Here is a 24,246-nt window from a genome sequence, read left to right as displayed (position 1 = left end):
ACTGGTCCCGGGCCGCTCGCTTCTCAGGCGTCGAGGGTCCCGACCACGTCGCCGACGACCACGATGGCGGGCGGGCGGAGGCCCGCGGACTCGACGTCGGCGGCCACCGTGCCGAGGGTCGAGCGGAGGGACCGCTGCCCGCTGGTGGTGCCCTCCTGGATCACCGCGGCCGGCGTTCCCGCGGGTTTGCCGTGCGCCACGAGGGTCGCGCTGATCGCCGCGAGGTTCTTCAGGCCCATCAGGATCACCAGGGTGCCGCGCAGGCCGGCGAGGGACTCCCACCGGACCAACGAGGCCGGCGAGTCGGGCGCGACGTGCCCGGAGACCACGGTGAACTCGTGCGCCACCCCCCGGTGGGTGACCGGCACGCCGGCCGCCGCGGGCACCGAGATCGCGCTGGTCACCCCGGGCACCACGGTCACCGGGACGCCCGCCTCGGCGCAGGCCAGCAGTTCCTCGCCGCCCCGGCCGAAGACGTACGGGTCGCCGCCCTTGAGACGGACCACCACCTTCCCGGCCCGGGCCCGGTCGACCAGGATCCGGTTGATCTCCTCCTGGGCCCGCGACGGCCCGTACGGGATCTTGGAGGCGTCGACCAGCTCGACGTCCGGGCGCAGTTCGTCGAGGAGCAGCCCGGGGACGAGCCGGTCGGCGACCACCACCTCGGCCTCGGTGAGCAGCCGCCAGCCCCGGACGGTGATCAGCTCGGGATCGCCCGGTCCCGCGCCCACCAGCGCCACTCGACCCACCGGCGCGACCGGGGCGGCAGCGGACCCGGCGGCAGCCGGCCCGGCCGGCCGACCCGGCACGGCGCCGGCAGCCGCGGGGGCAGCGGCGGCGCCAGGCTCCGCCGTCGGCTGCCCGGCGCGGGCGGTCAGCAGTTCGCGCACCGCGTCCCGGACGCTCATGGCCCGGCGGGGGTCGCCGCCACCGAGCACGGCCACGGTGACCGGGCCGTGCCGGGTCACCGCCGGGGTCCACGCGGTGGCGGCGGCCCGGTCGTCGGCACGGACGCAGAAGATCCGCCGCTCGGCGGCGGCGGCGCTGACCGCGGCCGCGGCGATCGGGTCGTCCACGGCCACCTGGACCAGCCAGGCGCCGTCCAGGTCGGCGGGGGCGAACCGGCGCGGCTCCCAGCGCAGCCGGCCGGCGTCGACGTGCGCCCGCAGCGCCGGGGTGACCTCCGGCGCCACCAGCAGGACGTCCGCCCCGGCGTCGAGCAGCGCGGGCACCCGCCGGGTGGCCACCGCTCCCCCGCCGACCACGACCACCCGCCGGCCGGCCAGCCGCAACCCGAGCGGGTACGGGTTGCCGCTCACGTCGCCGCCGCCCCGCCGGGACGCGGCACGCTGAACCGGAGGCTCCGCCTGCTCACTTCTCGGCCACTCCCGCCGAGTCGAAGGTGGCGACCTCGTGCAGCACCCGGACCGCGCCGGTGACCACGGGGAGTGCGAGCAGCGCGCCGGTGCCCTCGCCGAGCCGCAGCCCGAGGTCGATCAGCGGGTCCAGGCCGAGGTGGCGCAGCGCCGCCGTGGCGCCCGGCTCGGCCGAGCGGTGCCCGGCGACCATGGCCCCGACCGCGTCCGGCGCGAACGCGGCGGCAGCCAGCGCGGCGCTGACCGCGATGACGCCGTCCAGCAGCACCGGCACCCGGCGCGCGGCGGCGCCGAGGACCAGCCCGGCCAGCGCGGCGTGCTCCAGGCCGCCGACCGCGGCCAGCACGCCCAGCGGGTCGGCCGGGTCGGGCGCGTGCCGGTCCAGCGCGGCCCGCACCACGCCGACCTTGCGGGCGTACGTCTCGTCGTCCACTCCGGTGCCCCGCCCGGTCGCCGCCGCCGGGTCGACCCCGGTGAACGCGGCGATCAGCGCGGCGGCCGGCGTGGTGTTGCCGATGCCCATGTCGCCGGTGAGCAGGATGCCGGCCCCGGCGTCGACCAGTTCCCCGGCGATCCGGATGCCGGTCTCCACCGCCGCCCGGGCCTCGTCCCGGGTGAGCGCCGCGGTCACCGTCAGGTCGCGGGTGCCGGCCCGCACGTTTGCCGCGACCAGGCGGGGGCCGCCCGGGTCGGCGACCGGCCCGACCGGGAGCGGGGTGGCCACGCCGACGTCCACCACGGTGACCGAGGCGCCCGCCTGCCGGGCGAACGCATTGACCACCGCCCCGCCGGCCACGAAGTTGGCGATCATCTGGGCGGTGACCTCCTGCGGCCACGGGGTGACGCCCTGGGCGTGCACGCCGTGGTCGCCCGCGAAGATGGCCACCGCGGCCGGCTCGGGCAGCGGCGGCGGGCAGGTCCCGGCGAGGCCGGCGAGCCGTACGGAGAGCGGCTCCAGGGCGCCGAGGGAGCCGGCGGGCTTGGTCAGCCGCCCCTGGAGTTCGCGGGCCGCCGCCATGGCGGCCTCGTCGAGCGGCCGGATCGCCGCCACGGTGGACTCCAACATCATGCCTCCAGGATCTCCGCCAGCACGTCGGTGAGGGCGTCGGTCGTCGCCGGATCGCGCACCGCGATCCGCAGCCAGTCCGGGCCGAGCCCGGGGAAGGTGTCGCCGCGGCGGACCGCCCAGCCACGCTCGCGCAGCCGCTCCCGCACGGCGGCGGCGCCGGCCAGGTGGACCAGGACGAAGGCGCTGGCGGGGCGGCCGACGACGCGTACCCCGGGCAGGCCGGACAGGCGGGCCACCAGGTGGTCGCGGTCGGCGGCGAGCCCGGCGGCGATGGCGCGCTCGGCCGCGACGGCGGCCGGGGACGCGCAGGCGGTGGCGGCGGCGAGCGCCGGGGTGGAGACCGCCCAGAGCGGCTGGGCGGCGGCGAACCGGGCGAGCAGCCCGGGGTCGCCGAGCAGGTAGCCGATCCGCAGCCCGGCCAGCCCCCAGGTCTTGGTGAGGCTGCGGACCACCACGAGGCCGGGCAGGTCGCGGCGGGCCGCCAGGGACTCCGGCTCGCCCTCGACGCCGGGGGCCGCCGTGGTGTCGGCGAACGCCTCGTCGACCACCAGCACCCGGCCGGGACGGGCGAGCGCGGCGAGCGCCTCGGCGGGGTGCAGCACCGAGGTGGGGTTGGTGGGGTTGCCCACCAGCACCAGGTCGGCGTCGGCGGGCACCCGGGCCGGGTCGAGCCGGAAGCCGTCGGCGGGGTCGAGCAGCACCCGCTCGACCGTGTGGCCGGCGGCCCGCAGGGCGGCCTCCGGCTCGGTGAACTGCGGGTGCACCACCACCGGCCGCCGGGCCTCGCGCAGCGCCCGGGCGATCAGCACGAAACCCTCCGCGGCGCCGGCGGTGAGGAGTACCTCTTCCGGGGTACGCCCGTGCCGGGCGGCGACGGCGGCCCGGGCCGGACCGGGATCGGGGTACGCGGCCAGCGCGCCCAGCGCGGCGACCAGCGGGTCGGCCAGCCAGTCGGGCATCGGGGCGCGGCGCACGTTGACCGCCAGGTCGACCAGGCCGGGCGTGGCCTCGGCGTCCCCGTGGTGGCCGAGGTCGGGCTCGCCCGCCAGAGCGTCGGTCCCGATCAGCTGAGCACGCATGTCCGCGATCCTGCCGGGAAGCCGCCGCCCGGGACAGCGGATCCCGGCGTGGGCCGCGTCACCACTGCTGAACCCCCTCGCCCGTTTATGAATTCTTCTCATTTCCGAATCGGAAATGTCATAGCTTGACCACGTGAGCAACCGACCCCTTGCCTCCGCTGGTCGTGCCGTGCCCCTACTCCGCGCCGGGCTCATCGCCGGCATCGTGGTCGCCGCCGCGGCCTATCCGCTGGCCGCCGTCACCGGCATCGGCGCCAAGGCCACCGCCCACGCAGTGGAGCAGAAGACGAGCATCCTCAAGACCGCGCTGCCCGCCGAGACCTCGTACCTGTACGCGCCGGACGGCAAGACCGTGCTGACGATGTTCTACGAGGAGTACCGGCAGTACACCAAGATCGAGGACATGTCGCCGAACATCCAGCAGGCGATCGTCGCCGCCGAGGACAACCGCTTCTACCAGCACCACGGCGTCGACCCGAAGGGCGTGGCCCGCGCCTTCGTGTCCAACGCCCGGTCCGGCGGCGTCTCCCAGGGCGCCTCGACGATCACCATGCAGTACGTCCGGATGGCCCTGCGGGACAGCGCGAAGACGCCGAAGGAGGTCCAGGAGGCCACCCAGCAGACCAGCCTGCGCAAGGTCAAGGAGATGCGCATGGCCCTGGACATCGAGAAGCACGTCAGCAAGGAGCAGATCCTCGAGCGCTACCTCAACTCGGCCTACTTCGGCCACCGGGCGTACGGGATCTACGCGGCCTCGCAGATCTTCTTCTCCAAGACCCCGGCCACGCTCACCCCGGTCGAGGCGGCCACCCTGGCCGGCCTGGTCAAGTCCCCCTCGGAGTACGACCCGATCACCTCCGACCAGAAGGACGCCACCGGCCGGCGCAACTACGTGCTCGGCAACATGGCCCGCCTCGGCTACCTCTCGCCGGACGCCGCGGCGGCGGCCAAGGCCGAGCCGATCCGGCTACGGCTCACCAACCCGCCGAACGACTGCGCGGCGCTCCTCGAGAAGTACCGGGCGACCTGGGGCTTCTACTGCGACTACCTGAAGAACTGGTGGAGCTCGCAGCCCGCGTTCGGGGAGAACCGGCTGGAGCGGATGGACAAGCTGCGCCGGGGCGGATATCGCATCGTGCTCGCCCTCGACCCGAAGATCCAGGAGGCGGCGGAGAAGAACGTGGGCGCGAAGGACGGCACGGGCAGCCCGTTCGCCAACGGCATCGTGGTCGCCGAGCCGGGCACCGGACGGATCAAGGCGATGGCGGTGAACCGGACCTACTCGCTCGACCTGAGCGAGAACCCGAACAGTTCCAACCCGGAGGCCGGTCCGAAGGTCAAGGCGAACTATCCGAACACGGTCGCGCCGTTGCTCGGCGGGGGAACACTCCCCGGATACCAGGCCGGATCCACGTTCAAGATGTTCACGATGCTCGCCGCGCTCAACTCCGGGACGAAGCTCTCCGACACCATCAACTCGCCGTACCGCTACCAGTCCAAGGTCTACGACGGGTGGGCGCCGTCGAACGCCAGCGGCGCGATGACCGGCGTGCAGACCATGTGGTCCGGCTTCGGCAAGTCGGTGAACACCTTCTTCGTGCAGTTGGAGGAGCAGGTGGGCGCGGAGAAGGGAGTGCGCCTGGCCGAGCAGCTCGGGCTGCGCTGGCGTACCGACGTGGACCGCGAGCACGCCGCGCCGGACAAGGCGAACAAGTGGGGCGCGTTCACCCTGGGCGTCTCGGACGCCACCCCACTGGAGTTGGCGAACGCGTACGCCGCGGTCGCGGCCGACGGCCGGTACTGCGAGGCCATCCCGGTCAACTCGATCCTGAACCGGGACGGCACGCCGGCCACGTACCGCACGCCGGGCGGGGTGCAGCGGGAGGTCGCCAAGCCGCGCTGCCGGCAGGTGGTCAGCGCCGACGCGGCCCGGGCGGCCACCGACGCGGCCCGCTGCCCGACCGGCGACACCCCGGCCCGCGGGGGCTGCGGCGGCTGGTCGACCGCGGACAGCGTGCGGGGCACGGTCGGCCGCCCGGTCGCCGGCAAGACGGGTACCACCGACAGCACCCGGTCCGCCTGGTTCGCCGGCTACACCCCGGAGCTGGCCGCGGCGAGCTTCATCGCCGACCCGGACAACCCGTTCAACGCGGTGGGTGACGGGTTGTCCCAGGTGCCCGTCAACGCGGTGGCGATGACCCTGCGCGAAGCGCTCAAGGGCAAGCCCACCCGCCAGTTCACCCCACCCAGCGACCAGATAGTCGGCTGACCCTCCCTGAACCGCCCGGGGGTGCGCCCGGGCCAGTTGATCAAGAGGTTTGCGCGCGGAATCCCTCGATTCCTGACGCAAACCTCTTGATCAACTTCTAACAGGGGGCGGGGTCAGCGGAGGTCGGCGGAGACGAAGGACCAGAGTTCCAGGTCCACTCGGGCGCCGTGGACGAAGCCGGCGTTGCGGAGGAGGCCCTCGTAGCTGAAGCCGGCCTTCTCGGCGACACGGCGGGAGGCGACGTTGCCGGCGGCCACCCGCAGCTCGACGCGCTGGAAGCCGTGCTCCAGGATCAGCGCGATGGCGACCGCGTCGACCGCCTCGGCGGCCAGGCCGTAGCCGCGGGCGTGCGGGGCGATCGCGTAGGACACCTCGGTCAGCCGGGCGCCCCAGTCGGTGCGGCGGGTCCAGAGGCAGCCCACCACCCGCTGGTCCTCGCGGCGGAGCACCGCCCAGTGGTCACCGTCGCCGCTGTCCCGGCGCTGCCGCGCCAGCTCGGTGCACCAGGCCCGCCCGTCGATCCGCCCCGACGCGTCGGCCAGCGGCAGCCAGCGCTGGGTCTGCCGGTCGGCGAACACCTCGTCGACCGCCTCGGCGTCCGCGGCGACGAGCTGGCGTACCTCGGTGCGCGGGGTGGACACGGTCAGCGCCGGGAAACGGCGCACGGCCACCTGCCCGATCACGCCGGCGCCTCCGCGGGGGCCAGGGCCGCCGCGACCAGCCGGGCCGCGATCTCCGGGTGGGCGGCCCAGTGCGGCACGAGCTGCGAGGCGTGCACGCCCCGCCAGACGAAGCCCTCCGGGGCGCCACCCTCCCAGCGCCAGGCCGCCCGCTCGCCCGCCCGCGGAGTGAGCACCGCGGCGTGCTGCTTGTGCCCCACCACCGTGGCGCCGGCACCGGCCACCACGCTGTCGGCGGACGCGGTCGCCTCCCGGTAGCCGACCACCAGGCCGTCCCGGCTGGCGCCGACCGCGTCGAGCACCCCGCACATGGGCAGGCCGTCCAGCTCCCGGGCCAGCCAGAGCAGGCCGGCCCCCTCGGCGACCACCGGGCGGCCGGTGCGGGCCAGCTCGGCCACCGCGATGCAGAGCCGGCGGTTGGCGGAGAGCTGCTCCGCGTACGTCTCCGGGAGCCCGCCGCCGACGACCAGCGCCCGGGTGCCGGCGGGCAGCGACCCGTCGCGCAGCGGGTCGACGGTGACCACCTCGGCGCCGGCGGCGCGCAGCAGCTCGGCCGTCTCCGGGTGGCTGTAGCTGCCGCCCGGACCGCCGGCCAGCGCGACCACCGGCCGCTCCCCGGCGGGCGCCCCCGCCGCCGGCTCCGGCGACCACGGCGCGACGGTCAGCTCCGGGGCGGAGCGGGCCAGCCCCAGCAGCCGGTCGAGGTCGACCGTGGCGGCGACCGCCTCACCGAGCCGGCGGACCGCCCGCTGGGCCTCGGCGTCGCGCTGGACCACCGGCACCAGCCCGTGCCGCCGGGCGGGCAGCACCGGGGGCAGCTCGTGCCGGCGCAGCGCGCCGTAGACCGGCACCCCCACGTCGTCGAGCGCCTCGCGCAGCATCGCCTCGTGCCGGGGCGAGGCCACCCGGTTGAGGATCACGCCGCCCAGCCAGAGCTGCTCGTCGTAGGCCCGGAAGCCGTGCACCAGGGCGGCCACCGACTGGCCCATCGCGGCCACGTCCACCACCAGCACCACCGGGCTGCGCAGCGCGGTCGCGACGGCCGCGGTGGACTCGGTCTCCGGCCGGCCGGCGATCGAGTCGTAGAGCCCCATGGTGCCCTGGACCAGCGCGAAGCCGGCCCCGGCGGCGCCGTGCGCGAAGAGCGGGGCGATCCGTTCCGGGCCGACCAGCCGCGGGTCCAGGTTGCGCCCCGGCCGCCCGGCGGCCAGCCCCAGGTAGGCCGCATCCACCTGGTCCGGCCCGATCTTGAACCCGGCCACGCCCAGCTCACGGTCGGCGAGGGCCGCGAGCAGGCCGAGCGAGAGGGCACCGGTGCCGTGCCCCGAGGAGGGCGCGCTCAGCACGACGCGCGGCACGACGGTCATCATCGACTCCTGCACTGGGGTGGTTTCCGCCCGCGTGACCATACCCGCCCGCACCGACGCGCGGCGGCCGGCGAGCGGCCCGTTCCCGCCCGGCGCGGGCCAGTGGCGTCGCTCATACGGGTAGCCTTGGCCAACGTGTACCGGTTCCTGCTGACCCCGCGCTGGCTCGGCTATCTCGCGCTGACCCTGGTCGCCGCCGCGGTGATGGTGTTCCTCGGCAACTGGCAGCTGGACCGCTACCGGGGCCGGACGGCGATCAACGAGCGGATCGACGCCGGTGCCACCATGACGCCCGCGCCGCTGCGCGACGCCCTGCCCGCCCCGACCGGTGGCCCCGGCACCACGGGCCCGGCCCCGGCCGATCGGCTCACCTGGACCAGGGTCACCGCCACCGGCCGGTACGACAGCGCGAACGTCGTCCTGGTCCGCGGCCGGACCGTCGACAACAAGGTCGGCTTCGAGGTGCTCACCCCGCTGGTCCTCGCCGACGGCAGCGCCGTGCTGGTCGACCGGGGCTGGATCCCGCCGGTCCCGGGTGGCAACGCCACCACCCAGCCACCGGTGCCGGCCGCGCCGACGGGCGAGGTGACGCTCACCGGCCGGCTGGTGTCCAGCGAGAGCGGCGGCGGGGCGGTCGACCGGCGCGACGGCAAGCTGGAGACCCGGCGGATCAGCATCCCCCGCCTGGCGAAGCAACTGCCCTACCCGGTGGTGGGCGGCTACGTGCTGCTCGACCAGCAGACGCCGGCCGCCGACCCGGCCTTCCAGGCGGTGCCCATCGGGCACACCAACAACTGGCAGAACTTCGGCTACGTGGTGCAGTGGTGGCTCTTCGCCGCGATGAGCCTGGTCGGCTACGGCTGGGTCGCCCGCCGGGAGGCGCGGCGGCTGGCCGGCCTGGACGGGCCGCGCAAGCCGGTCGACCGGGCCGCCGAGCCGGCCTCCGCCTGACCCGGCCGGGGGTGCCCGAACCGGACATTCGGCGGGCACACCGAGCGACGGGGACGCTGTAGGGTCCGCCCATGATCGTCAACCGTGGGGGGTCGCGGTGACCTTTGATCCCACATCGCCGCTGCCCGCCGAGCCGCCAAGCCCGGCGGCGTACGACCCGTGGGCCGCCATGCCGCCGGCCGTCGCGCCGCCGACCGTCGCGCCGCTCACGGAGCGGCTCCCGGTGCTGGGCACGCCGGCGGTGGATCCCCCGGTCACCGCCCCGCAGTTCCCGGCCACGCCCGTGCCCCGCTACGAGCCGCCCGCGCCGTTCTCCACGCCGCCCGTGACCGCCCAGTTCTCGGCGCCGCCCGCGCCAGCACAGTTCTCGGCGCCGCCCGCGCAGTTCTCCGCGCCGCCGGGGCCGCCGGTCGGGGTGCCGGGGCCGCACGCCGGGGCGCTGGTGGTGCCGGCGGCTCCCTACCCGCCGATACCGGCCCCGCCGGCCGGGCCGCTGCCGCCGGCGCAGTCCGTGGTGGCCGTGCAGATCGGCGAGATCATGGTGACGCCGCCGGTGATCCGGACCCCGGCCGGCGTCCTGCCGCTCGCCGGCTCCTCCTGGCACGTCATGGACCACTGGCAGAAGGAGGAGAAGGTGGCCACCTGGGCGGTGGTCGCCGCGGTCCTCGGCTTCTTCTGCCTGACCGTGTTCAGCCTCCTCTTCCTGCTGATCAAGGAGACACGCCACCACGGCACCGTGCAGGTGACGGTGACCAACGGCGGCCACCAGTACGTGGCCCGGATCCCGGTGGCCGACCAGTTCCAGGTGCAGCAGATCAACAACCAGGTCAACTACGCCCGGTCGCTGTCGGTCGGCTGAGCCGCGGTGCCACGCCGCCTCCGGCCACCCGGGTCAGCCGGTGACCCGACCGGCGTGGATGGCCCGGACCGCGTCGATGGTGTCCGCCTCGGCGGCGGTCTTGTCGTCCCGGTAGCGCACCACCCGGGCGAAGCGCAGCGCCATCCCGCCCGGGTAGCGGCTGCTGGCCTGCACCCCGTCGAAGGCGATCTCGACCACCTGCTCCGGCCGGACCCGGACCACCCAGTCGCCCCTCTCCACGGCCAGCCCGAGGAAGCGCTCGGTCTGCCAGCGCAGCAGCTCGTCGGTGAGCCCCTTGAACGTCTTGCCGAGCATGACGAACTCGCCGGTCTGCGGATCGCGGGCGCCCAGGTGCAGGTTGGAGAGCCAGCCCTGCCGCCGCCCGCTGCCCCACTCGACCGCCAGCACCACCAGGTCGAGGGTGTGCCGGGGCTTCACCTTGACCCAGGCCGCGCCGCGCCGGCCGGCGTCGTAGGGCGCGGCGGGATCCTTGACCACCACCCCCTCCTGGCCGGCGTCGATCGCCGCCGCGAAGGCCGCGCCGGCCTGCTCGGGGTCGTCCACCTCGACCCGGCCGACCAGCAGCGTCGGGTCGACCACGCGGGCCAGCGCGGCCCACCGCTCCCGGCCGGGCAGGTCGATCAGGTCCGCGCCGTCGAGGTGCAGCAGGTCGAAGAAGTACGGCGTCAGCACCGACTCGCCGGCGCGCTCGGCGGCGGCGAGCACCGCCGGCGCCACCGGCGCCCGCCCCGTGGTGCTCGGGGTGGTGCGCCGGGCGGCCCGGCTGGAGGTCTCCTGGAAGGGCAGCGGGCGGCCCTCGGCGTCCAGCCCGATCGCCTCGCCGTCGAGCACCAGCTCCCGGGCGGGCAGCGCGCGGACGGTGGCGACCACCTCGGGCAGCCGGCCGGTGATGTCGTCCAGGCTGCGGGTGAAGACCGCGATGTCCTGGCCGGACCGGTGCACCTGGATGCGGATGCCGTCGAGCTTGACGTCCACCACGGCCGGAATGCCGGTGGCGGTGAGCGCCTCGTCGACCGAGGGCGCGCTCTGCGCCAGCATCGGGGCGAGCGGGCGGCCCACCTGGAGCCGGAACCCGGCCAGCGCGGCCGCACCGCCGGAGAGCGCCGCGACCGCCACGGCCCGCAGATCGCCGGCGAGCAGCAGGGCCCGCCGGACGGCCGCCACCGGCACGTCGGCCGCCCGGGCCACCGCCTCGGTGAGCAGGCCGGCCTGGGCGCCCTGGCGCAGCTCGCCGCGGAACAGGCCGACCAGCAGTCGCTGCTCGTCGGCGGTCGCCGCGGCGAAGAGCCGGCCGAGCAGCTCGCGCCGCCGGGCCTGCGAGCCGGCGCCGCCGACCACCGCGAGCTCCTCGATCGCCGCGTCGACACCACCCACGGTCAGGCTCGGCTCGGCGGCCGGCGGCGGCAGGTCACGCAGGCTCGCCCAGCCCACCCCGGTCTGCCGTTGCCGCAGCTCGCCGGCGAGGTAGCCGGCGCCCGCCGGCACCTCGTCGGGGTCGAGCGACCGCAGGGCGGCGGCCAGCAGCTCCACCTTGGCCCGCCGGCCGCTGGTGGCGCCCACCGCCGCCGACGTGGCCGCCAGCTCAACGAAGCGCACGTCCCACATCCTGCCAGCCACCCCCGACACCGGGGCGGTTCCCGAGCGATCTTGGAGAGTTGGCGTCCCCCAGGAACGTCAACTCTCCAGGATCCCCGAAACGTCGGGCCGGCTCAGGCCGAGACGGGCTCCTCGATGCGGAGGCCGCGGGCGCGCACCTCGTCGGCGACGCGGGTGAGCAGCGTGTCCAGCGCGACCAGCGCGGCGGAGAGCTCGCCGAGCTGTTCCTTGAGCGTGTCCTCGGGCCACGCGGAGACATCGACGTCCCCCAGAGCACTGACGGCGGCCTGGAGCCGCGACATCTCGTCGTTCGTACGCATGTTCGAGAGGCTATAACACCCCGTCGCCCGACACACCGCAAACTCCGACATCGGCCCCGAAGTTACGGCTACGACACCTCAGGACCGGCTCGCGCCCGCCTCGGCGACCTTCGCCAGCAGCAGCGCCTCGGCCACGCAGACCCGGGCGAACTCGCCCAGGTGCAGGCTCTCGTTCGGCCCGTGCGCCCGGGCGTGCGGGTCCTCCACGCCGGTCACCAGGATCGCCGCCTCGGGGAACATCTCCTGGAAGGTGGCGATGAACGGAATCGAGCCGCCCACGCCGATGTCGACCGGGTCGGTGCCGTCCCAGGCGCCCCGGAACGCCGCCCGCGCCGCCTCGAACATCGGCCCGGTGGCGTCGATGACGCAGGGTGCACCGTCGTGCTCGAACGACACCGTCACCTGCGCACCCCAGGGGGCGTGCTTCTCCAGGTGCGCGATGAGCGCCGCGTACGCCTTCTTCGGGTCGTCGCCCGGCGCCAGCCGTACGCTCAGCTTCGCCTTGGCGGCCGGGACCAGCGCGTTCGGCGCCTCCCCGGTGGCCGGGGCGTCCACGCCGAGGATCGCGAGGGCGGGCTTGGTCCAGAGCCGGTCGGTGATCCGGCCGGTCCCGAAGAGCTGCGCGCCGTAGACCAGCCCGGCCTCGGCCCGGAACCGGTCCTCGGGGTAGTCGACGGTGGCGCCGTCGCGGCCGACCAGACCCTCGACGGCCACGTCACCGGCGTCGTCGTGCAACGTGGCGAGCAGCTTCACCAGCGTGGTGAGCGCGTCGGGCACCGCACCGCCGAACATGCCGCTGTGCACGGCGTGGTCGAGGGTGCGCACCTCCACGAAGCAGTTGACGATGCCGCGCAGCGAGGTGGTCAGCGCCGGCACGCCGATGTCCCAGTTGGTCGAGTCGGCGATGACGATGACGTCCGACGCCAGCTCCGCACGGTGCGCGATGAGCAGCTGCTCCAGCGAGTCCGACCCGTACTCCTCCTCGCCCTCGATGAAGAGGACCACGCCGACCGGAAGCTGGTCGCCGTACGCGCGCAGCGCGGCGATGTGCGCCATGATCCCGGCCTTGTCGTCGGCGGCGCCGCGGCCGTAGAGGCGGCCGTCCCGCTCCACCGGCTCGAACGGGTCGGACTCCCACAGCGACAGGTCACCGACCGGCTGGACGTCGTGGTGGGCGTACAGGAGGACGGTGGGCGCGCCGGGCGGGGCCGGCTTCGTGCCGATCACCGCCGGCTGGCCACCGGAGCGCACGATCTTGGTGTCGAGGCCGCAGCCGCGCAGCAGCTCCGCCACCGCCTCGGCGGAACGCTCGACGTGCGAGTGGTCGAAGCCCTCGAAGGCGATGCCCGGGATGCGGACGAGTCGCTCGAGGTCGGCACGGACGCCGGGCAGTTCCCGCTCGACGGCGGCCCGCACCTCGGACTCGGACATGATCGGTGTGGTCATGACCGGAATCGTATGCCGGCCTTACCTGGCCCCGCCGTCCGAGCCCGTCCCCCTGGGCCGGCGCACGTAGTAGCGGTCGGCGTCGTGCGGCAGGTCGGGGGCCCCGTCGACCACCAGGTCCACCGCGGCCTCGGTGCCGTCGGCGGCGAAGTGCGCCCGCTCCCCCGCGTGCCACCGGCGCAGCTCGGGCAGGATCTCCGCGCCGTCGCGGGCGAGCGCCCGGGACAGCCGCAACCCGGCCGGCGCGGTGACGAGGACCGACAGGGTCAACTCCGGCCGGATCGCCGCCCGCGCGGCGCTCACCCCCTCGACGATCAGCACCGGCCCGGCCGGCACCGGCACCGCCCGGTCGAGGAAGCACCGGCGCACCCAGCTGTACCGGCGGTACGCCCCCGGCCGGCCCGCGCGGACCGGTCCGAGCACCCACTCCTCCAGCCGGGACCAGAAGGTGAGCTGGTCGTCCCAGCCGTCGAGCAGGTCGTCGGTGCGCACCACCGGCGGCCGGGCGCCGCCGGGCAGCGCCGCGAGGGCGTCCGCGAGCCGCGTCGCGAAGACGCTCTTGCCCGCGCCGCTCGGCCCGTCGACCGCCACCAGTCGGGTACGCCCCAACCGTGCCGGCCCGGCCAGCACCCGCCGGGCCAACCCGGCGTACGCCTCGACCACCGCCACCGTCACCCGACCGACGCTAGCGGTCCCTCTTCCGCTGGATCCTGTGGCACCAGCAGGCCGTTCGCCGCGCGGGCCACCGTCGCCGTGGGCATCATCGGGAGGTGCTCCATGACGTGATGAGTCCGGGCATCGACGCCCTCCTCGAACAGGCCCGGGCCGGCCTCCGCCGGCTCACTCCGCACGACGCCGTCGAGGCGGTCCGCGCCGGGGCCCTGCTGGTCGACACACGCACCGAGGCGCAGCGCCGCGAGCAGGGCGAGCTGCCCGGGGCGATCGTCATCGACCGGACCGTGCTGGAGTGGCGGCTGGATCCGGCGAGCGCCTGGCGTATCCCGGAGTCGACCAGCTACGACCGACAGATCGTGCTGGTGTGCCGGCAGGGCTACAGCTCCAGCCTCGCCGCCGCCGGCCTCCAGGCGCTCGGCCTGCGGCAGGCCACCGACATGATCGGCGGCGTGCAGGGCTGGCGGGAGGCGGGACTGCCGATGTCCGACCGCCCCGCCGACGTCCGCTACTGACCCCTCCCACGGCCGGCACACCGGCCCGCCCAGACGCTCTGCGCGGCCGTCAGCTAAGCGCCCGGCGTGCCCCGTCAGCTCAGGCGTCCGGTGCGCCGGGTGGGATGAACGGCAGGCCGGCGGGCGGGCCGGACTCGATCAGCCGCCACAGCGCGTCGGTGTCGAGGTGTTCCTCGACCAGGTCGCCGAGCAGGTCCAGGGTGCGCTCCCGGGCGGCGGCGAACGCGGTGTCCGGGGCGACCTTGAACCCGGTCCGCCCGGCCAGCGCGGCGACCTCGGTGAGAAAGCGGCGCCGGAAGGCGTCGGACTCGAAGGCGCCGTGCCAGTGGGTGCCGTGCACCGCGCCCAGCCGAGCTCCCTCGCCGGCGCCGTCGGCGTAGCGGAGCAGCGGCGGCAGGCCCGGGTCGGCGGCGGAGACCTGGCCGTGGTGGATCTCGTAGCCGTGCACCGGCACGTCGCCGGCAGCGGTGCCGGCGGCGCGCCGGACCGTCTTGCGCGGGTCGAAGGTGATCTCGACGGGGAGCAACCCCAGGCCGGGCACGCTGCCCTGGCGGCTCTCCACCGGGTCGTGGATGGCCCGGGACAGCATCTGGAACCCGCCGCAGATGCCGAGCAGCGGCTTGCCGGCGGCGGCGTGCGCCAGGACGGCGTCGGCCAGGCCGGTCTCCCGCAGCCAGGCCAGGTCGGCCACGGTCGACTTGGAGCCGGGGAGCACCACCAGGTCGGCGGCGGCCAGCTCGGCGGGCTCGATGGTCAGCCGGACCCGGACGCCGGGCTCGGTGGCCAGCGCCTCGACGTCGGTGGCGTTGCTGATCCGGGGCAGCCGGACCACCGCCACGTCCAGCCAGTCGGTGCCCCGGGGCGCCGCCGGCCGGCCGAGCACCCGCCCGTAGGCGAGCGAGTCCTCCGCGTCCAGCCAGAGGTCGAGCGCCCAGGGCAGCACCCCGAGGGCGGGCCGGCCGGTGACCCGGTGCAGCATGTCCAGCCCCGGCCGGAGCAGCCCGAGGTCGCCTCGGAACTTGTTGATCACGAAGCCGGCGACGAGGGCCTGGTCGGCCGGGTCGAGCAGCGCGACCGTGCCGAACATCGAGGCGAACACCCCGCCCCGGTCGATGTCGCCGACCACGATGGCGGGCAGGCCGGCGTGCCGGGCCAGCCCCATGTTCACGTAGTCGCCCGCCCGCAGGTTGATCTCGGCCGGGCTGCCCGCGCCCTCGCAGATCACCGCGTCGTACTCGGCCCGCAGTTCGGCCAGCGCCGCGTAGGCGGTCTCGGCGAGCCGGGGACGCAACTCCCGGTAGTTGCCGGCGGTGACCGTGTCGACCGCCTCGCCGAGCAGCACCACCTGGCTGGCGTGGTCGCTGCCCGGCTTGAGCAGGACCGGGTTGAAGCGCAGGTCCGGGTCGAGCCCGCACGCGGCGGCCTGCATGGCCTGGGCCCGCCCGATCTCGCCGCCCCGCCCGTCCGGCCCGACCACCACGGCCGAGTTGTTGGACATGTTCTGCGCCTTGAACGGGGCGACCCGCACGCCTCGGCGGCGCAGCCAGCGGCAGATGCCGGCGGTGAGCACGCTCTTGCCGGCGTCGGAGGTGGTCCCGGCGACCAGCAGCCCGCCGCTCATCGCCCGCTCCCCGGTCGCGCCCCGCCGAGGGCGCGCAGCGCGGCGCGGCCGGTCGCGCCGACCACGCGACCGACCGTCACCGGGTACGCCGCCGCGAGGCCGAGCGCGGCCAGCCCGACCGCGCCGGAGATCCGGGCGGCCCGCTTCAGGTGCCGCGCCTCGGGCCGGGGCCCGTCCCCGAGGAAAGGCCGGGTCTCCTCGCGGCCGAAGTAGACGTTGCGCCCGCCCAGCCGGACGCCGAGCGCACCGGCCATCGCCGCCTCGCACTGGCCGGCGTTCGGGCTCGGGTGGTCGTTGCGGTCCCGCCGCCAGACCCGCCAGGCGGCCGCGCGATCCCCGTGCGCGGTCGGCGCCACGGCGACGGTGAGCAGCCCGGTCAGCCGGGCGGGGACCAGGTTGAGCAGGTCGTCCAGGCGGGCGGCCGGGGTGCCGAAGCGGGCGTAGCGGGGTGAGCGGTGGCCCACCATCGCGTCGAGCGTGTTCGCCGCCCGGTAGCCGAGCAGCCCGGGCAGCCCGGCGACGGCGCCCCAGACCAGCGGGGCCACCACCGCGTCGGAGGTGTTCTCGGCGACCGACTCGACGGTGGCCCGGGCCAGTTCCGGCTCGTCGAGAGCCGACGGGTCCCGCCCGCAGAGGTGGTTGAGCCGGCCCCGGGCGGCGGGCAGGTCACCGGCCTGCAACGCCCGGGCCATCACCCGCGACTCGTGCCGCAGGGTGCGCCCGCCCAGCACCGTCCAGGTGCCGGCGGCCACCAGCGCGGCCCGGACCACCGGGTGACGCCGGGTGGCGAGGCCGGCGGCCGCCCCGAGCAGCGCCGGCGCACCGACCGCGAGCGCGGTGAACGCCGCGCCGGCCGACCGCTCGGGCCGGTAGATCCGCCGCTCCAGGGCGCCGGCCGCCCGGCCGAAGCCGGCCACCGGATGCCACCGCCGGGGATCGCCGAGCAGCGAGTCCAGGGCGTAGCCCACCACCAGTCCCGCCGCGTTCGCCATGGCGGTCGCCTGCCGCACCCCGCACCACCTCCGGCCGGCCAGCCTAGTCGTACGGCGGGGTGGCCACGCCGGCGTCGCCACCCCGCTCCCCCGTCGCACGATCCGGGCGGCTCAGGCGGGCACCGGGGTCCGCCGCCGACCCCGCCGGGGGCGTCCGGTCCCGGTGACGCCCTCGACGTCGTCGGTCGGGTCCGGCTCGGCGGCGCCCGGTTCGGCGGCCAACTCGTCGTCGTCCGGCTCGGCGGCGCCCGGCTCGGCGGCCAACTCGTCGTCGTCCACCTCGGCGGCCTGGCCGGCGGGCCGGTCGTCGAACGGGTCGGCCAGTTCGTCGAGGTCACCCGCCGTCGCGTCCGTCCCGGTGGCCAGCCCGACGCGAGGGGCGCCGAACTCCGGCGGCGCGAACTCGTCGTCGAACGGCCGGTCGTCGAACGACACCGGGGCCTGCACGTCGGGCACCGGCTCGGTGGCCTCGCCGTGCACCCGGCGCTCCGCCTCGGCGTCCTCGACGGTGCTGGTCGTCATGCTCGGCCGGTTGCGCAGGAACCGGGCCCGGCCCCGGGACAGGTCGTGCCCGACGGCGACCGCCTCCAACTCGTAGATGGTGCGGTGGTTGCCGGCGTCGTCGGTCCAGTCGCGGGTGTAGAGACGCCCGGCGACGACCACCGGGTCGCCGACCGCGACCGAGGCGGCCACCCCCTCGGCCAGCTTCCGCCAGCAGTTCACCCGCACCCGCAGGCTGTTGCCGTCGACCCAGCGGCCGCTCTCCCGGTCGAGGCGGCGGGCAGTCGAGGCGACCTTGAAGTTGGCCACCAGGGTGTTGCTCTGCGTGGTCCGGCGCCACTCCGGCGCGGTCAGCACGTTGCCGACGACCGTGACGTACGTATCGAACATCGCCCCTCCCAGGGGAACTCGGCTTGTCCGGCAGAGCCTCGCCCGGCGACCGGCCCCGGAGCAGCCGTCCCCGGCCCGGCTGTGGACGACGGACCGGCCTGTGGACAACCGCCTGATCAAGGTCCCGGCTGCTAGGGACCACCGGCCCTACGGCCCTGACCTGCGGCGGAACATGATCAGAAGGCCGGGTTCCGGACGCGCGCCGACTGGGTATGAGCTTGATCAACCGAGAGAAAGGGAGCGACGATGCTTCTCCGAGACGTCTGCGAGGCCCGGCGATGAGCGCCGTGGCGAACCCCGCGACCGTGGCCGAGTGCCTCCGGGTCGGCGCCGGGTTCTCCCAGGGCGACCGGAACTGGATCGCGGAGCAGTTCGCAACCCTCGACGCCCGGCTCGCCGGATTCCACGCCGACGCCACCGAGCTGGAGGTGTCGGTCAAGGACCGGAACGCCCGGGGCCAGAAGGTCACCCTGGAGTGCTGGGTCGCGGGCCGGCAGAAGATCGTCACCACCTCCGCGGAGGAGGACCTGCACGCCGCGCTCAACGACGTCCGGGACGACCTGCGCCGCCGGCTGAACGACGCGAAGACCCGGCAGGAGCCGCGTCACAACAAGCACCTGCGCGAGATCGACCAGCCCGAGGGCGTCCCCGCGCCGGCCGCCGAGCGGGCCGACGCGGAGACCGCCTGAGGTCACCCCGCCCCCGTCCGCAGCCGGTGCCGGCGGACGGGGGCGGGGGCTACCGCCGGGTAGCAGGGCGGCGTACCGTCGCGGTCGTGGAACCGGACGTGCTGGGACCGCCGTACGAGCGGCAGACGATCGACCTGGGCGCCGACGACGAGGGATCGGTCGTCGCCACCCTGGTCCGCCGGCGGGCGGAGCGCCCGACCGGCCGGGCCGTGCTCTACGTGCACGGCTTCGTCGACTACTTCTTCCAGACCCACGTCGCCGACTTCTTCGCCGAGCGCGGCTGGGACTTCTACGCCCTCGACCTGCGCAAATACGGTCGCAGCCTGCAACCGCACCAGACCCCGAACTTCTGCCGCGACCTGAGCGACTACTTCCCCGAGCTGGACGCCGCCGCAAAGATCATCCGCGACGACGAGGGACACGACACCCTGCTCGCCATGGGCCACTCCACCGGTGGCCTGATCATCTCGCTCTGGGCGCACGCCCGCCGCGAGGCCGGCCTGGTCGACGGGATCTTCCTGAACAGCCCGTTCTTCGACATCAACGCGCCCTGGCTGGTCCGTCGCCCCCTCGCGGCCGCCGTCTCCCGGCTGGGCCGCCGGGCGCCGCAGCGCATCCTCCCGTTCGGGCTGGGCACCGTGTACGGCGAGAGCCTGCATGCCGACCACCGCGGCGAGTGGCGCTACGACCTGGCGTGGAAGCCGCTCGCCGGGTTTCCGGTGCGGGCCGGCTGGATCAACGCGATCCGCGCCGGCCAGCGCCAGCTCCGGGCCGGCCTGGACATCCCGGTGCCGGTGCTGCTGGCCTGCTCGACCCGCAGCTACCGGGGCACCAAGTGGCACGACTCCGCCACCCTCGCCGACGCGGTGCTCGACGTGGAGCACATGGTGCGCTGGGCGCCCCGGCTCGGCCGGCACGTCACCCTGACCCGGTTCGACGGCGGGCTGCACGACCTGACCCTGTCCGGCCCCGCCGTACGGGAGAAGGTGTTCGCGGAGGTCGGACGGTGGGCGGACGGCTTCCTCGAGGTCGGGCCGACCGAGCCGGCGCCGGCGCCGCGGCGACCGGCCGACGAGCCGGCCGACGCGACCGCCGAGGGCTGAGCCGGGCGGGTCAGCGGTAGCCGGCGGTCGCCGCCGCCAGGGCCGACCGGATCCGGTCGAACGTCGCTACCGGGTGGCCGCCGGACGCGGCCGGCAGCAGCAGGCCCAGGCAGCGCAGCGCCAGCTCCCGGTCGGCGCCGGCCTCGACGCCGAACACCGGCGCGCCCGCGTACCCGGACGGCAGTTCGGTGGTGACCCGCACCTCGTCGCCGACGCGCGCCACCCGCTCGATCACCGCCTCCAGCGGCCGCGACCCGTCGTCACCGACGCCGAGCGCCAGCACGAACGCCGAGCCGGGTTCCGCACCGACCCGGGCGACCGCGTCGGCCGGCGCGGCCACCGCGTCGGTCACCTGCTGGGTACGCCAGCTCCACCCCCGGTCCTCGGCGTATCCGTGCAGCACGCCGGTGGGCATGGCGGCCAGGCCGATCTCCGGCAGGTGCAACCACCGGTTCGCGAAGTCGGGCAGCTCGATCGGCTCCGCGGCCGCGTCCGCCGGTTCGGTGACGCTCGGCCGCAGCCCGATCTCGCCGTACGGCTTACGGGTGGTCGCGGCGGCGGTGAGCAGCCACTCGTGCACCACCTCGCCGTCGTCGGTCGCGCCGATCAGCTCGCTGTAGAAGAAGGCGGTGCCGAAGGTCCCCGCCGGCGCGCCGGGCCCGTCGGACCCGCTCACGGGCAGGATGGCGCGGCCGAGGAGCTGGCACAGCTCGTAGGCGATCTCGTTCTCGGTTTCCGGGTCGAGCAGCACGACGCCGAGGGTACGGACCGGTCCGGCGTCGGGGACCCGTGACCCGGATATCCGGGGTGCCCGGCGGGTTCGGGCCGTGGGACGCTGAGCAGCGACGCGGCCGCGCCCACCCGTTCCCCCGGCGAGCCCCGGGTCGGCGGTACCCTCTTGGCGCGACATCGTCGACGCGCGCCCGTAGCTCAGCGGATAGAGCAGGGGACTTCTAATCCCAAGGCCGCAGGTTCGAATCCTGCCGGGCGCACTCACGTCATTCCAGGCAGCCGGTGATCACGGCGCTCGCCGCGGCCAACGTCAGGACCGTGCGAGCCGGGTTCGAGGACCTGCCACCAGGCGAGAGCAACGGGCTGGTCTATGCGGCAGCGGCTCTGCACTGGACAAACCCGGAGGGTCGGTGGTCGCGCATGGCCGCGCTTCTGGAGCCGGGTGGCGTGTTCGCGTCGATCGGTGGACCACTCCAGCTGGCCGACCCGGCTGTGGAGGAAGCTGTCCGCGTGGGCCGGGCACCGATCCTGGAAAGCGACGACGTTCCGTCTCCAGATGGGACGCCTCCCGGAGCTCACCTGCAGTGGCCGGGTACGCAGCTCCAACAATCTGAGTGGTTCACCGATGTTCAGCAATCCGTGATCGAGCGGCGCTTGACGATGAGCGCCCGCGACTACGTGGGCCTTCTCTCGACCATCTCGGCTTATCTCGAACGGCCGATCTCCGAGCAGGAGCAGGTGTATCACCGGATCCTGGAGGCCCTGCCTGAGACGCTCGCGGTTGCCGCCGACATCACCGTCCACCTCGCGCGTCGGCGCTCTGAGGAGTACGCCTGGCGCATCCGCCGCACCGAGACTGAGTCACCACCTCATGCAGCTTCAAGGGAGGTCGCATGACCGGCTACCGGATGAGCATCTCGAAGCGGAGAGCCGTCCGCGCGCTCGCCGTCGCCGCGATCCTCCTGATCTGCCTGCCCGTGGTGCTGCATCAACTGCACCGAGCACAGGATGTCGGGCTGCGCGTGGATTCCTACCGCACCACCAGCGACCCCCGGGTCCTGGAGGCACACGTCGAGGTGCATCCCGATTTCGCGATCGTGCGCACGGACGTCGACGACAACGGCGATCGGGTCATCCTGCACGTGTCCGCGCGACAACCGACGTTGTGGTGGTCGGGCGGTGATTACGCGGAGGGCCGCTGGGTGCGGGTCAAGGCCGATCAGCCGCTCGGTGACCGGCAGGTGCTGGACGCCCTGACCGGGGACTCTGTGCCACGCGAGTGACGCTCCCCCGTCAGCGCTGGCGTGGTCAGCAGCGAGGGCTGCACAGCGATTCGTAGCGCCAGGCCCACGGCCTTGCACCGGAGGTGCCACGGTCGGGAACGGGACCTACCCAGCCTGTACGCCAGCCTTTCTCTCAATCTCCCTGACGAACTCCCGCTTTTCCCTGGTGTACCGGCCGGGGTCGGCAGCGTGCCGTGCCGCGAGGTCCCGTTTGAGCGCCAGGTAGGAGCCAGCCTCCTCCGGGTGCGAGCGGAGGTGGTCGCGGAAGGCGATGAGACGACGCCAGTAGTAACCGCCGTGCTCGGTGACGTGCAGGTGATGCGTCCGCAGACGGGCGAGGTCCTGCGGACCCTTCCGGAAGACGCGGCGGCTCGGGTCGTCGGCCTCGGACTCGGACTCGGGCGTGTAGGCGTAGCCGATGCTTTCCAGTCGGGCCACGACCTCTGGAATGCCGCCGAAGTCACGGACGGCGGCAAGGATGTCGATGACCGGCTTCGCCGCCAGGCCCGGGACCGCGGTGCTTCCCACGTGCTCGATCGCGACCAGCGACCCTCCCAGCGTGTGTCGCAACAGCTCCGCTTCCTCGGCATACCGCGCCGGCCATGTCGGATCGTATCGACGTAGTCGAACCGGGGCGCGCCGGTACCAGGCCGCTCCGGCCGCGGGCGGGACCGTCGCATCCATGCGTCCCTTCATACCGGCTCGCCGCTACGTCGGCGTCCGTCGCACCCAGGAGGTAGGCGGTCAGCACCGGCCCGGCGTACGCACCGGGCACGTCGAAGCCTGCGACGCGCTCGAAGGTGGCGACCAGGTCCACGAGGCTCACCGTCGACGTTGCGCCGTCAGACGTTGCCGAAGGTCGGCGCGCCGGCGCTGTCGTAGCTCAGCAGGGTCACCCCGCTGCCGGAGGTGCGGGTGCCGGTCAGCCGCAGGCCCGCCGGGGGCACGCCGTCGGCGAAGAGTCGCTGTCCGCGCCCCAGCACCACCGGAAACACCAGCAGGTGGTACGTGTCGATGAGGCCTTCCCGCATGAGCGACCGGGCGAGCGCGCCGCTGCCGTGCACCTGGAGTTCGCCGCCGGGGCGGTTCTTGAGTTCGGTGATGGCGGCGGCCAGGTCACCGCCGAGGCGGCGTGAACCCGACCAGGTCAGCTCGTCGTCGCGGTGGGTGGCGACGTACTTCGGCAACCGGTTGAGCGGGTTGTCCGGCCCGCCCTCGGCCGGGTCGGTCACGTGCGGCCAGTAGGCGGCCATGATGTCGTAGGTGCGGCGGCCGAGCAGCAGGGCCTCGGCCCGCTCGAAGGTCTCGCCCATCCACCCACCGACCGTCTCGTCGAAGTGCGGCGGCAGCCAGCCGCCCAGGTCGAATCCGCCGGTGCGGTCCTCCTCCGGCCCGCCCGGTGCCTGCATGACGCCGTCCAGGGTCAGGAACGTGGTGATGGTGAGTCGCATGATGGTGCCTCCTTCGTGACCGGCCCTGTGCCGGCTTCCACCCTGCCGACGACCGGCGAACTACCGATTCGACAGCCCGGCCGGACGACGAATATGACCTAGGCCACATCGTCCGGTTCGCCGGAGCGGGGCGGGACCACGCGTTCCTCGTACACCCGGATCTCGGCGCGGAACCGGTGCGCGGAGGGATGCCAGATCTCGTCGAACGGCCCCATCACGTCGCCGCCGGCGCCCCGACACCGAATTCCACCGGTCGGCGGCGGCCACCGGGGCGACGTACGCTCCGCTCATGGTGACCGAGACCGATCTCCGCCTGGACGACGGCCGCACCCTGCACGTCTACGACACCGGCGGGTCGGACCGGCTCGCCGTCCTCTGGCACCACGGCACGCCGAACATCGGCGCGCCGCCCGCGCCCCTGTTCGCCGCGGCCGACAAGCTCGGCCTCCGCTGGGTCTCCCACGACCGCCCCGGCTACGGCGGTTCGACGCCGCTGCCGGGGCGCGACATCTCCTCCGCGGCCGCCGACGTCGCCGCGATGGCCGACGCGTTGGGCCTCGACCGGTTCGCGGTGATGGGCCACTCCGGCGGCGGCCCGCACGCCCTGGCCTGCGGCGCGCTCCTGCCCGACCGGGTGGTCGCCGTGGTGGTCGGCGCCAGTTTGGCCCCCTACGGCGCGGCCGGGCTGGACTGGTTCGCCGGCATGGTTCCCGCCGGGGTGGCGTCGCTGCGGGCGGCCGCCGCGGGACGGGCGGCCAAGGAGGCGCACGTCACCTCGGGAGCCGAGTACGACCCGGAGTTCACTCCCGCCGACCTGGCCGCGCTGCACGGCGAATGGTCCTGGTTCGACAGTGTGGTGGGCCCGGCGACGCGGTCCGGTCCGGGTGGGCTGATCGACGACGACCTGGCCTACGTGCATCCGTGGGGCTTCGACCCCGCTCAGGTGACGCCGCCGGTGCTGCTGGTGCACGGCGAGCGGGACGGGATCGCGCCGGTGGCCCACGCCGGGTGGCTGGCCCGTCGCTGTCCCACCGCCGAGCTGCGCCGCTACCCGGAGGACGGGCACATCTCGGTGCTGCGCCACGCCCCATCGGCGCTGGAGTGGCTGCGCCGGCGCGCCGACGAGGCGTCCGCGCGGTAGTGGAGATGAGTGAGGCGGCGGCCGGGGACGCAGCTCGAGGGTGGCCACGATGTCCTGCACCACGGGACGCGTGGCGGTGGCGGTCAACGCCATCCGCGGGGCACGGTCGAGGTGGGCGACAGC

General features: G+C 74.9%; 23 protein-coding genes, 1 tRNA gene and 1 pseudogene. 10 read left to right on the top strand and 15 right to left on the bottom strand.

Annotation, left to right across the window (positions count from 1 at the left end; translation table 11 throughout):
• Positions 1–23 precede the first annotated feature (23 nt).
• Genes cobA through cobC form a run of 3 tightly spaced genes read right to left on the bottom strand, consistent with a single transcriptional unit; the run spans position 24 to position 3,524 of the window.
• The gene (gene cobA / locus ABZV78_RS20090; protein WP_355640575.1) at positions 24–1,319 is read right to left on the bottom strand and encodes a uroporphyrinogen-III C-methyltransferase; all 1,296 of its coding nucleotides are present in this window, start codon (positions 1,317–1,319) and stop codon (positions 24–26) included.
• A gap of 52 nt (positions 1,320–1,371) precedes the next feature.
• A complete protein-coding gene (gene cobT, locus ABZV78_RS20085; RefSeq protein WP_355640596.1) occupies positions 1,372–2,442 on the bottom strand; it encodes a nicotinate-nucleotide--dimethylbenzimidazole phosphoribosyltransferase in 1,071 nt (356 codons plus the stop codon).
• On the bottom strand, positions 2,442–3,524 hold the full coding sequence (gene cobC, locus ABZV78_RS20080) for an Rv2231c family pyridoxal phosphate-dependent protein CobC (protein WP_355640573.1): 1,083 nt from the start codon (positions 3,522–3,524) through the stop codon (positions 2,442–2,444). The genes cobT and cobC overlap by 1 nt, the downstream gene beginning before the upstream one ends.
• 133 nt (positions 3,525–3,657) lie before the next feature.
• Between cobC and ABZV78_RS20075 the strand changes: the two genes are divergently transcribed.
• Entirely contained in the window at positions 3,658–5,793 is a 2,136-nt protein-coding gene (locus ABZV78_RS20075) for a transglycosylase domain-containing protein (RefSeq protein ID WP_355640571.1), read from the top strand.
• A gap of 113 nt (positions 5,794–5,906) precedes the next feature.
• Here the strand turns inward: ABZV78_RS20075 and ABZV78_RS20070 are convergent, their stop codons facing one another.
• A complete protein-coding gene (locus tag ABZV78_RS20070; protein WP_355640569.1) occupies positions 5,907–6,476 on the bottom strand; it encodes a GNAT family protein in 570 nt (189 codons plus the stop codon).
• On the bottom strand, positions 6,473–7,840 hold the full coding sequence (locus ABZV78_RS20065; RefSeq protein WP_355640567.1) for a cobyrinate a,c-diamide synthase: 1,368 nt from the start codon (positions 7,838–7,840) through the stop codon (positions 6,473–6,475). Before ABZV78_RS20065 ends, ABZV78_RS20070 begins: the two co-directional genes overlap by 4 nt.
• Positions 7,841–7,975: 135 nt before the next feature.
• Between ABZV78_RS20065 and ABZV78_RS20060 the strand changes: the two genes are divergently transcribed.
• Together ABZV78_RS20060 and ABZV78_RS20055 are read left to right on the top strand one after the other, a co-directional pair.
• Positions 7,976–8,791, top strand: coding sequence for an SURF1 family protein (locus ABZV78_RS20060; RefSeq protein WP_355640565.1), 816 nt, complete (start codon positions 7,976–7,978; stop codon positions 8,789–8,791).
• A 97-nt stretch (positions 8,792–8,888) separates the two neighbouring features.
• Positions 8,889–9,650, top strand: a complete 762-nt coding sequence (locus ABZV78_RS20055; protein WP_355640563.1) for a hypothetical protein — start codon at positions 8,889–8,891, stop codon at positions 9,648–9,650.
• Positions 9,651–9,683: 33 nt separating this feature from the next.
• On the opposite strand, the gene ABZV78_RS20050 is transcribed toward ABZV78_RS20055, so the two are convergent.
• From ABZV78_RS20050 to ABZV78_RS20035, 4 genes and pseudogenes are all read right to left on the bottom strand, one after another.
• Positions 9,684–11,276, bottom strand: coding sequence for an ATP-dependent DNA ligase (locus ABZV78_RS20050; protein ID WP_355640594.1), 1,593 nt, complete (start codon positions 11,274–11,276; stop codon positions 9,684–9,686).
• A 104-nt stretch (positions 11,277–11,380) separates the two neighbouring features.
• Positions 11,381–11,587 carry a hypothetical protein gene (locus ABZV78_RS20045; protein WP_148430671.1) on the bottom strand — a complete coding sequence of 69 codons (207 nt, stop codon included), beginning with the start codon at positions 11,585–11,587 and terminating at the stop codon, positions 11,381–11,383.
• A 78-nt stretch (positions 11,588–11,665) separates the two neighbouring features.
• On the bottom strand, positions 11,666–13,018 hold the full coding sequence (locus ABZV78_RS20040; protein WP_355640592.1) for a dipeptidase: 1,353 nt from the start codon (positions 13,016–13,018) through the stop codon (positions 11,666–11,668).
• Positions 13,008–13,708, bottom strand: a pseudogene (locus ABZV78_RS20035) (hypothetical protein); the annotation flags it as partial. The gene ABZV78_RS20040 and the pseudogene ABZV78_RS20035, both read right to left, overlap by 11 nt.
• Positions 13,709–13,818: 110 nt before the next feature.
• Between ABZV78_RS20035 and ABZV78_RS20030 the strand changes: the two are divergent.
• The gene (locus tag ABZV78_RS20030; protein ID WP_355640590.1) at positions 13,819–14,220 is read left to right on the top strand and encodes a rhodanese-like domain-containing protein; all 402 of its coding nucleotides are present in this window, start codon (positions 13,819–13,821) and stop codon (positions 14,218–14,220) included.
• Between the two features lie 79 nt (positions 14,221–14,299).
• On the opposite strand, the gene ABZV78_RS20025 is transcribed toward ABZV78_RS20030, so the two are convergent.
• From ABZV78_RS20025 to ABZV78_RS20015, 3 genes are all read right to left on the bottom strand, one after another.
• A complete protein-coding gene (locus tag ABZV78_RS20025) occupies positions 14,300–15,841 on the bottom strand; it encodes a cobyric acid synthase (RefSeq protein WP_355640561.1) in 1,542 nt (513 codons plus the stop codon).
• Positions 15,838–16,851: a cobalamin biosynthesis protein gene (locus ABZV78_RS20020; RefSeq protein WP_355640559.1), complete on the bottom strand. Its 1,014-nt coding sequence runs from the start codon at positions 16,849–16,851 to the stop codon at positions 15,838–15,840. Before ABZV78_RS20020 ends, ABZV78_RS20025 begins: the two co-directional genes overlap by 4 nt.
• Positions 16,852–16,944: 93 nt before the next feature.
• Positions 16,945–17,724 carry a single-stranded DNA-binding protein gene (locus ABZV78_RS20015; RefSeq protein ID WP_355640557.1) on the bottom strand — a complete coding sequence of 260 codons (780 nt, stop codon included), beginning with the start codon at positions 17,722–17,724 and terminating at the stop codon, positions 16,945–16,947.
• 278 nt (positions 17,725–18,002) lie between these two features.
• On the opposite strand from ABZV78_RS20015, the gene ABZV78_RS20010 reads away from it, so the two are divergent.
• Entirely contained in the window at positions 18,003–18,413 is a 411-nt protein-coding gene (locus ABZV78_RS20010; protein WP_355640556.1) for an HPF/RaiA family ribosome-associated protein, read from the top strand.
• A gap of 86 nt (positions 18,414–18,499) precedes the next feature.
• On the top strand, positions 18,500–19,516 hold the full coding sequence (locus ABZV78_RS20005) for an alpha/beta hydrolase (protein ID WP_355640554.1): 1,017 nt from the start codon (positions 18,500–18,502) through the stop codon (positions 19,514–19,516).
• Between the two features lie 10 nt (positions 19,517–19,526).
• Here ABZV78_RS20005 and ABZV78_RS20000 read toward each other — a convergent pair whose 3' ends face one another.
• Positions 19,527–20,267, bottom strand: a complete 741-nt coding sequence (locus ABZV78_RS20000; protein ID WP_355640552.1) for a hypothetical protein — start codon at positions 20,265–20,267, stop codon at positions 19,527–19,529.
• A 168-nt stretch (positions 20,268–20,435) separates the two neighbouring features.
• On the opposite strand from ABZV78_RS20000, the gene ABZV78_RS19995 reads away from it, so the two are divergent.
• From ABZV78_RS19995 to ABZV78_RS19985, 3 genes are all read left to right on the top strand, one after another.
• Positions 20,436–20,508: transfer RNA gene (locus ABZV78_RS19995), tRNA-Arg, on the top strand.
• Between the two features lie 22 nt (positions 20,509–20,530).
• Entirely contained in the window at positions 20,531–21,145 is a 615-nt protein-coding gene (locus tag ABZV78_RS19990) for a hypothetical protein (protein ID WP_355640550.1), read from the top strand.
• Positions 21,142–21,531 (top strand): hypothetical protein, encoded by a 390-nt coding sequence (locus tag ABZV78_RS19985; RefSeq protein ID WP_355640548.1) that lies wholly within the window; start codon positions 21,142–21,144, stop codon positions 21,529–21,531. The genes ABZV78_RS19990 and ABZV78_RS19985 overlap by 4 nt, the downstream gene beginning before the upstream one ends.
• 105 nt (positions 21,532–21,636) lie before the next feature.
• Here the strand turns inward: ABZV78_RS19985 and ABZV78_RS19980 are convergent, their stop codons facing one another.
• Both ABZV78_RS19980 and ABZV78_RS19975 read right to left on the bottom strand, forming a co-directional pair.
• On the bottom strand, positions 21,637–22,215 hold the full coding sequence (locus ABZV78_RS19980) for a GrpB family protein (protein WP_355640547.1): 579 nt from the start codon (positions 22,213–22,215) through the stop codon (positions 21,637–21,639).
• Positions 22,216–22,373: 158 nt separating this feature from the next.
• Positions 22,374–22,982 carry a dihydrofolate reductase family protein gene (locus ABZV78_RS19975; protein ID WP_355640545.1) on the bottom strand — a complete coding sequence of 203 codons (609 nt, stop codon included), beginning with the start codon at positions 22,980–22,982 and terminating at the stop codon, positions 22,374–22,376.
• Between the two features lie 289 nt (positions 22,983–23,271).
• Here ABZV78_RS19975 and ABZV78_RS19970 point away from each other — a divergent pair, with 289 nt between their 5' ends.
• The gene (locus tag ABZV78_RS19970) at positions 23,272–24,123 is read left to right on the top strand and encodes an alpha/beta hydrolase (RefSeq protein WP_355640543.1); all 852 of its coding nucleotides are present in this window, start codon (positions 23,272–23,274) and stop codon (positions 24,121–24,123) included.
• Positions 24,124–24,246: the final 123 nt, after the last annotated feature.

The organism is Micromonospora sp. NPDC004540 (genome assembly GCF_040610095.1).
In the GTDB taxonomy this organism is placed as follows: Bacteria; Actinomycetota; Actinomycetes; order Mycobacteriales; family Micromonosporaceae; genus Micromonospora.
The sequence above is the reverse complement of the archived record's forward strand: the minus strand, read 5'-3'. Positions and strand labels throughout refer to the sequence as shown.

Excerpts from the sequence above, each read along its gene's own strand:
- ABZV78_RS19975 (WP_355640545.1), bottom strand. The coding sequence starts at position 22,982 with ATGCGACTCACCATCACCACGTTCCTGACCCTGGACGGCGTCATGCAG.
- ABZV78_RS19980 (WP_355640547.1), bottom strand. The coding sequence starts at position 22,215 with ATGGATGCGACGGTCCCGCCCGCGGCCGGAGCGGCCTGGTACCGGCGC.
- cobC (WP_355640573.1), bottom strand. The coding sequence starts at position 3,524 with ATGCGTGCTCAGCTGATCGGGACCGACGCTCTGGCGGGCGAGCCCGAC.
- ABZV78_RS20065 (WP_355640567.1), bottom strand. The coding sequence starts at position 7,840 with ATGACCGTCGTGCCGCGCGTCGTGCTGAGCGCGCCCTCCTCGGGGCAC.
- ABZV78_RS20015 (WP_355640557.1), bottom strand. The coding sequence starts at position 17,724 with ATGTTCGATACGTACGTCACGGTCGTCGGCAACGTGCTGACCGCGCCG.
- cobT (WP_355640596.1), bottom strand. The coding sequence starts at position 2,442 with ATGTTGGAGTCCACCGTGGCGGCGATCCGGCCGCTCGACGAGGCCGCC.
- ABZV78_RS20050 (WP_355640594.1), bottom strand. The coding sequence starts at position 11,276 with ATGTGGGACGTGCGCTTCGTTGAGCTGGCGGCCACGTCGGCGGCGGTG.
- ABZV78_RS19985 (WP_355640548.1), top strand. The coding sequence starts at position 21,142 with ATGACCGGCTACCGGATGAGCATCTCGAAGCGGAGAGCCGTCCGCGCG.
- ABZV78_RS19970 (WP_355640543.1), top strand. The coding sequence starts at position 23,272 with ATGGTGACCGAGACCGATCTCCGCCTGGACGACGGCCGCACCCTGCAC.
- ABZV78_RS20030 (WP_355640590.1), top strand. The coding sequence starts at position 13,819 with ATGAGTCCGGGCATCGACGCCCTCCTCGAACAGGCCCGGGCCGGCCTC.
- ABZV78_RS20045 (WP_148430671.1), bottom strand. The coding sequence starts at position 11,587 with ATGCGTACGAACGACGAGATGTCGCGGCTCCAGGCCGCCGTCAGTGCT.
- ABZV78_RS20040 (WP_355640592.1), bottom strand. The coding sequence starts at position 13,018 with ATGTCCGAGTCCGAGGTGCGGGCCGCCGTCGAGCGGGAACTGCCCGGC.
- ABZV78_RS20010 (WP_355640556.1), top strand. The coding sequence starts at position 18,003 with ATGAGCGCCGTGGCGAACCCCGCGACCGTGGCCGAGTGCCTCCGGGTC.
- ABZV78_RS20025 (WP_355640561.1), bottom strand. The coding sequence starts at position 15,841 with ATGAGCGGCGGGCTGCTGGTCGCCGGGACCACCTCCGACGCCGGCAAG.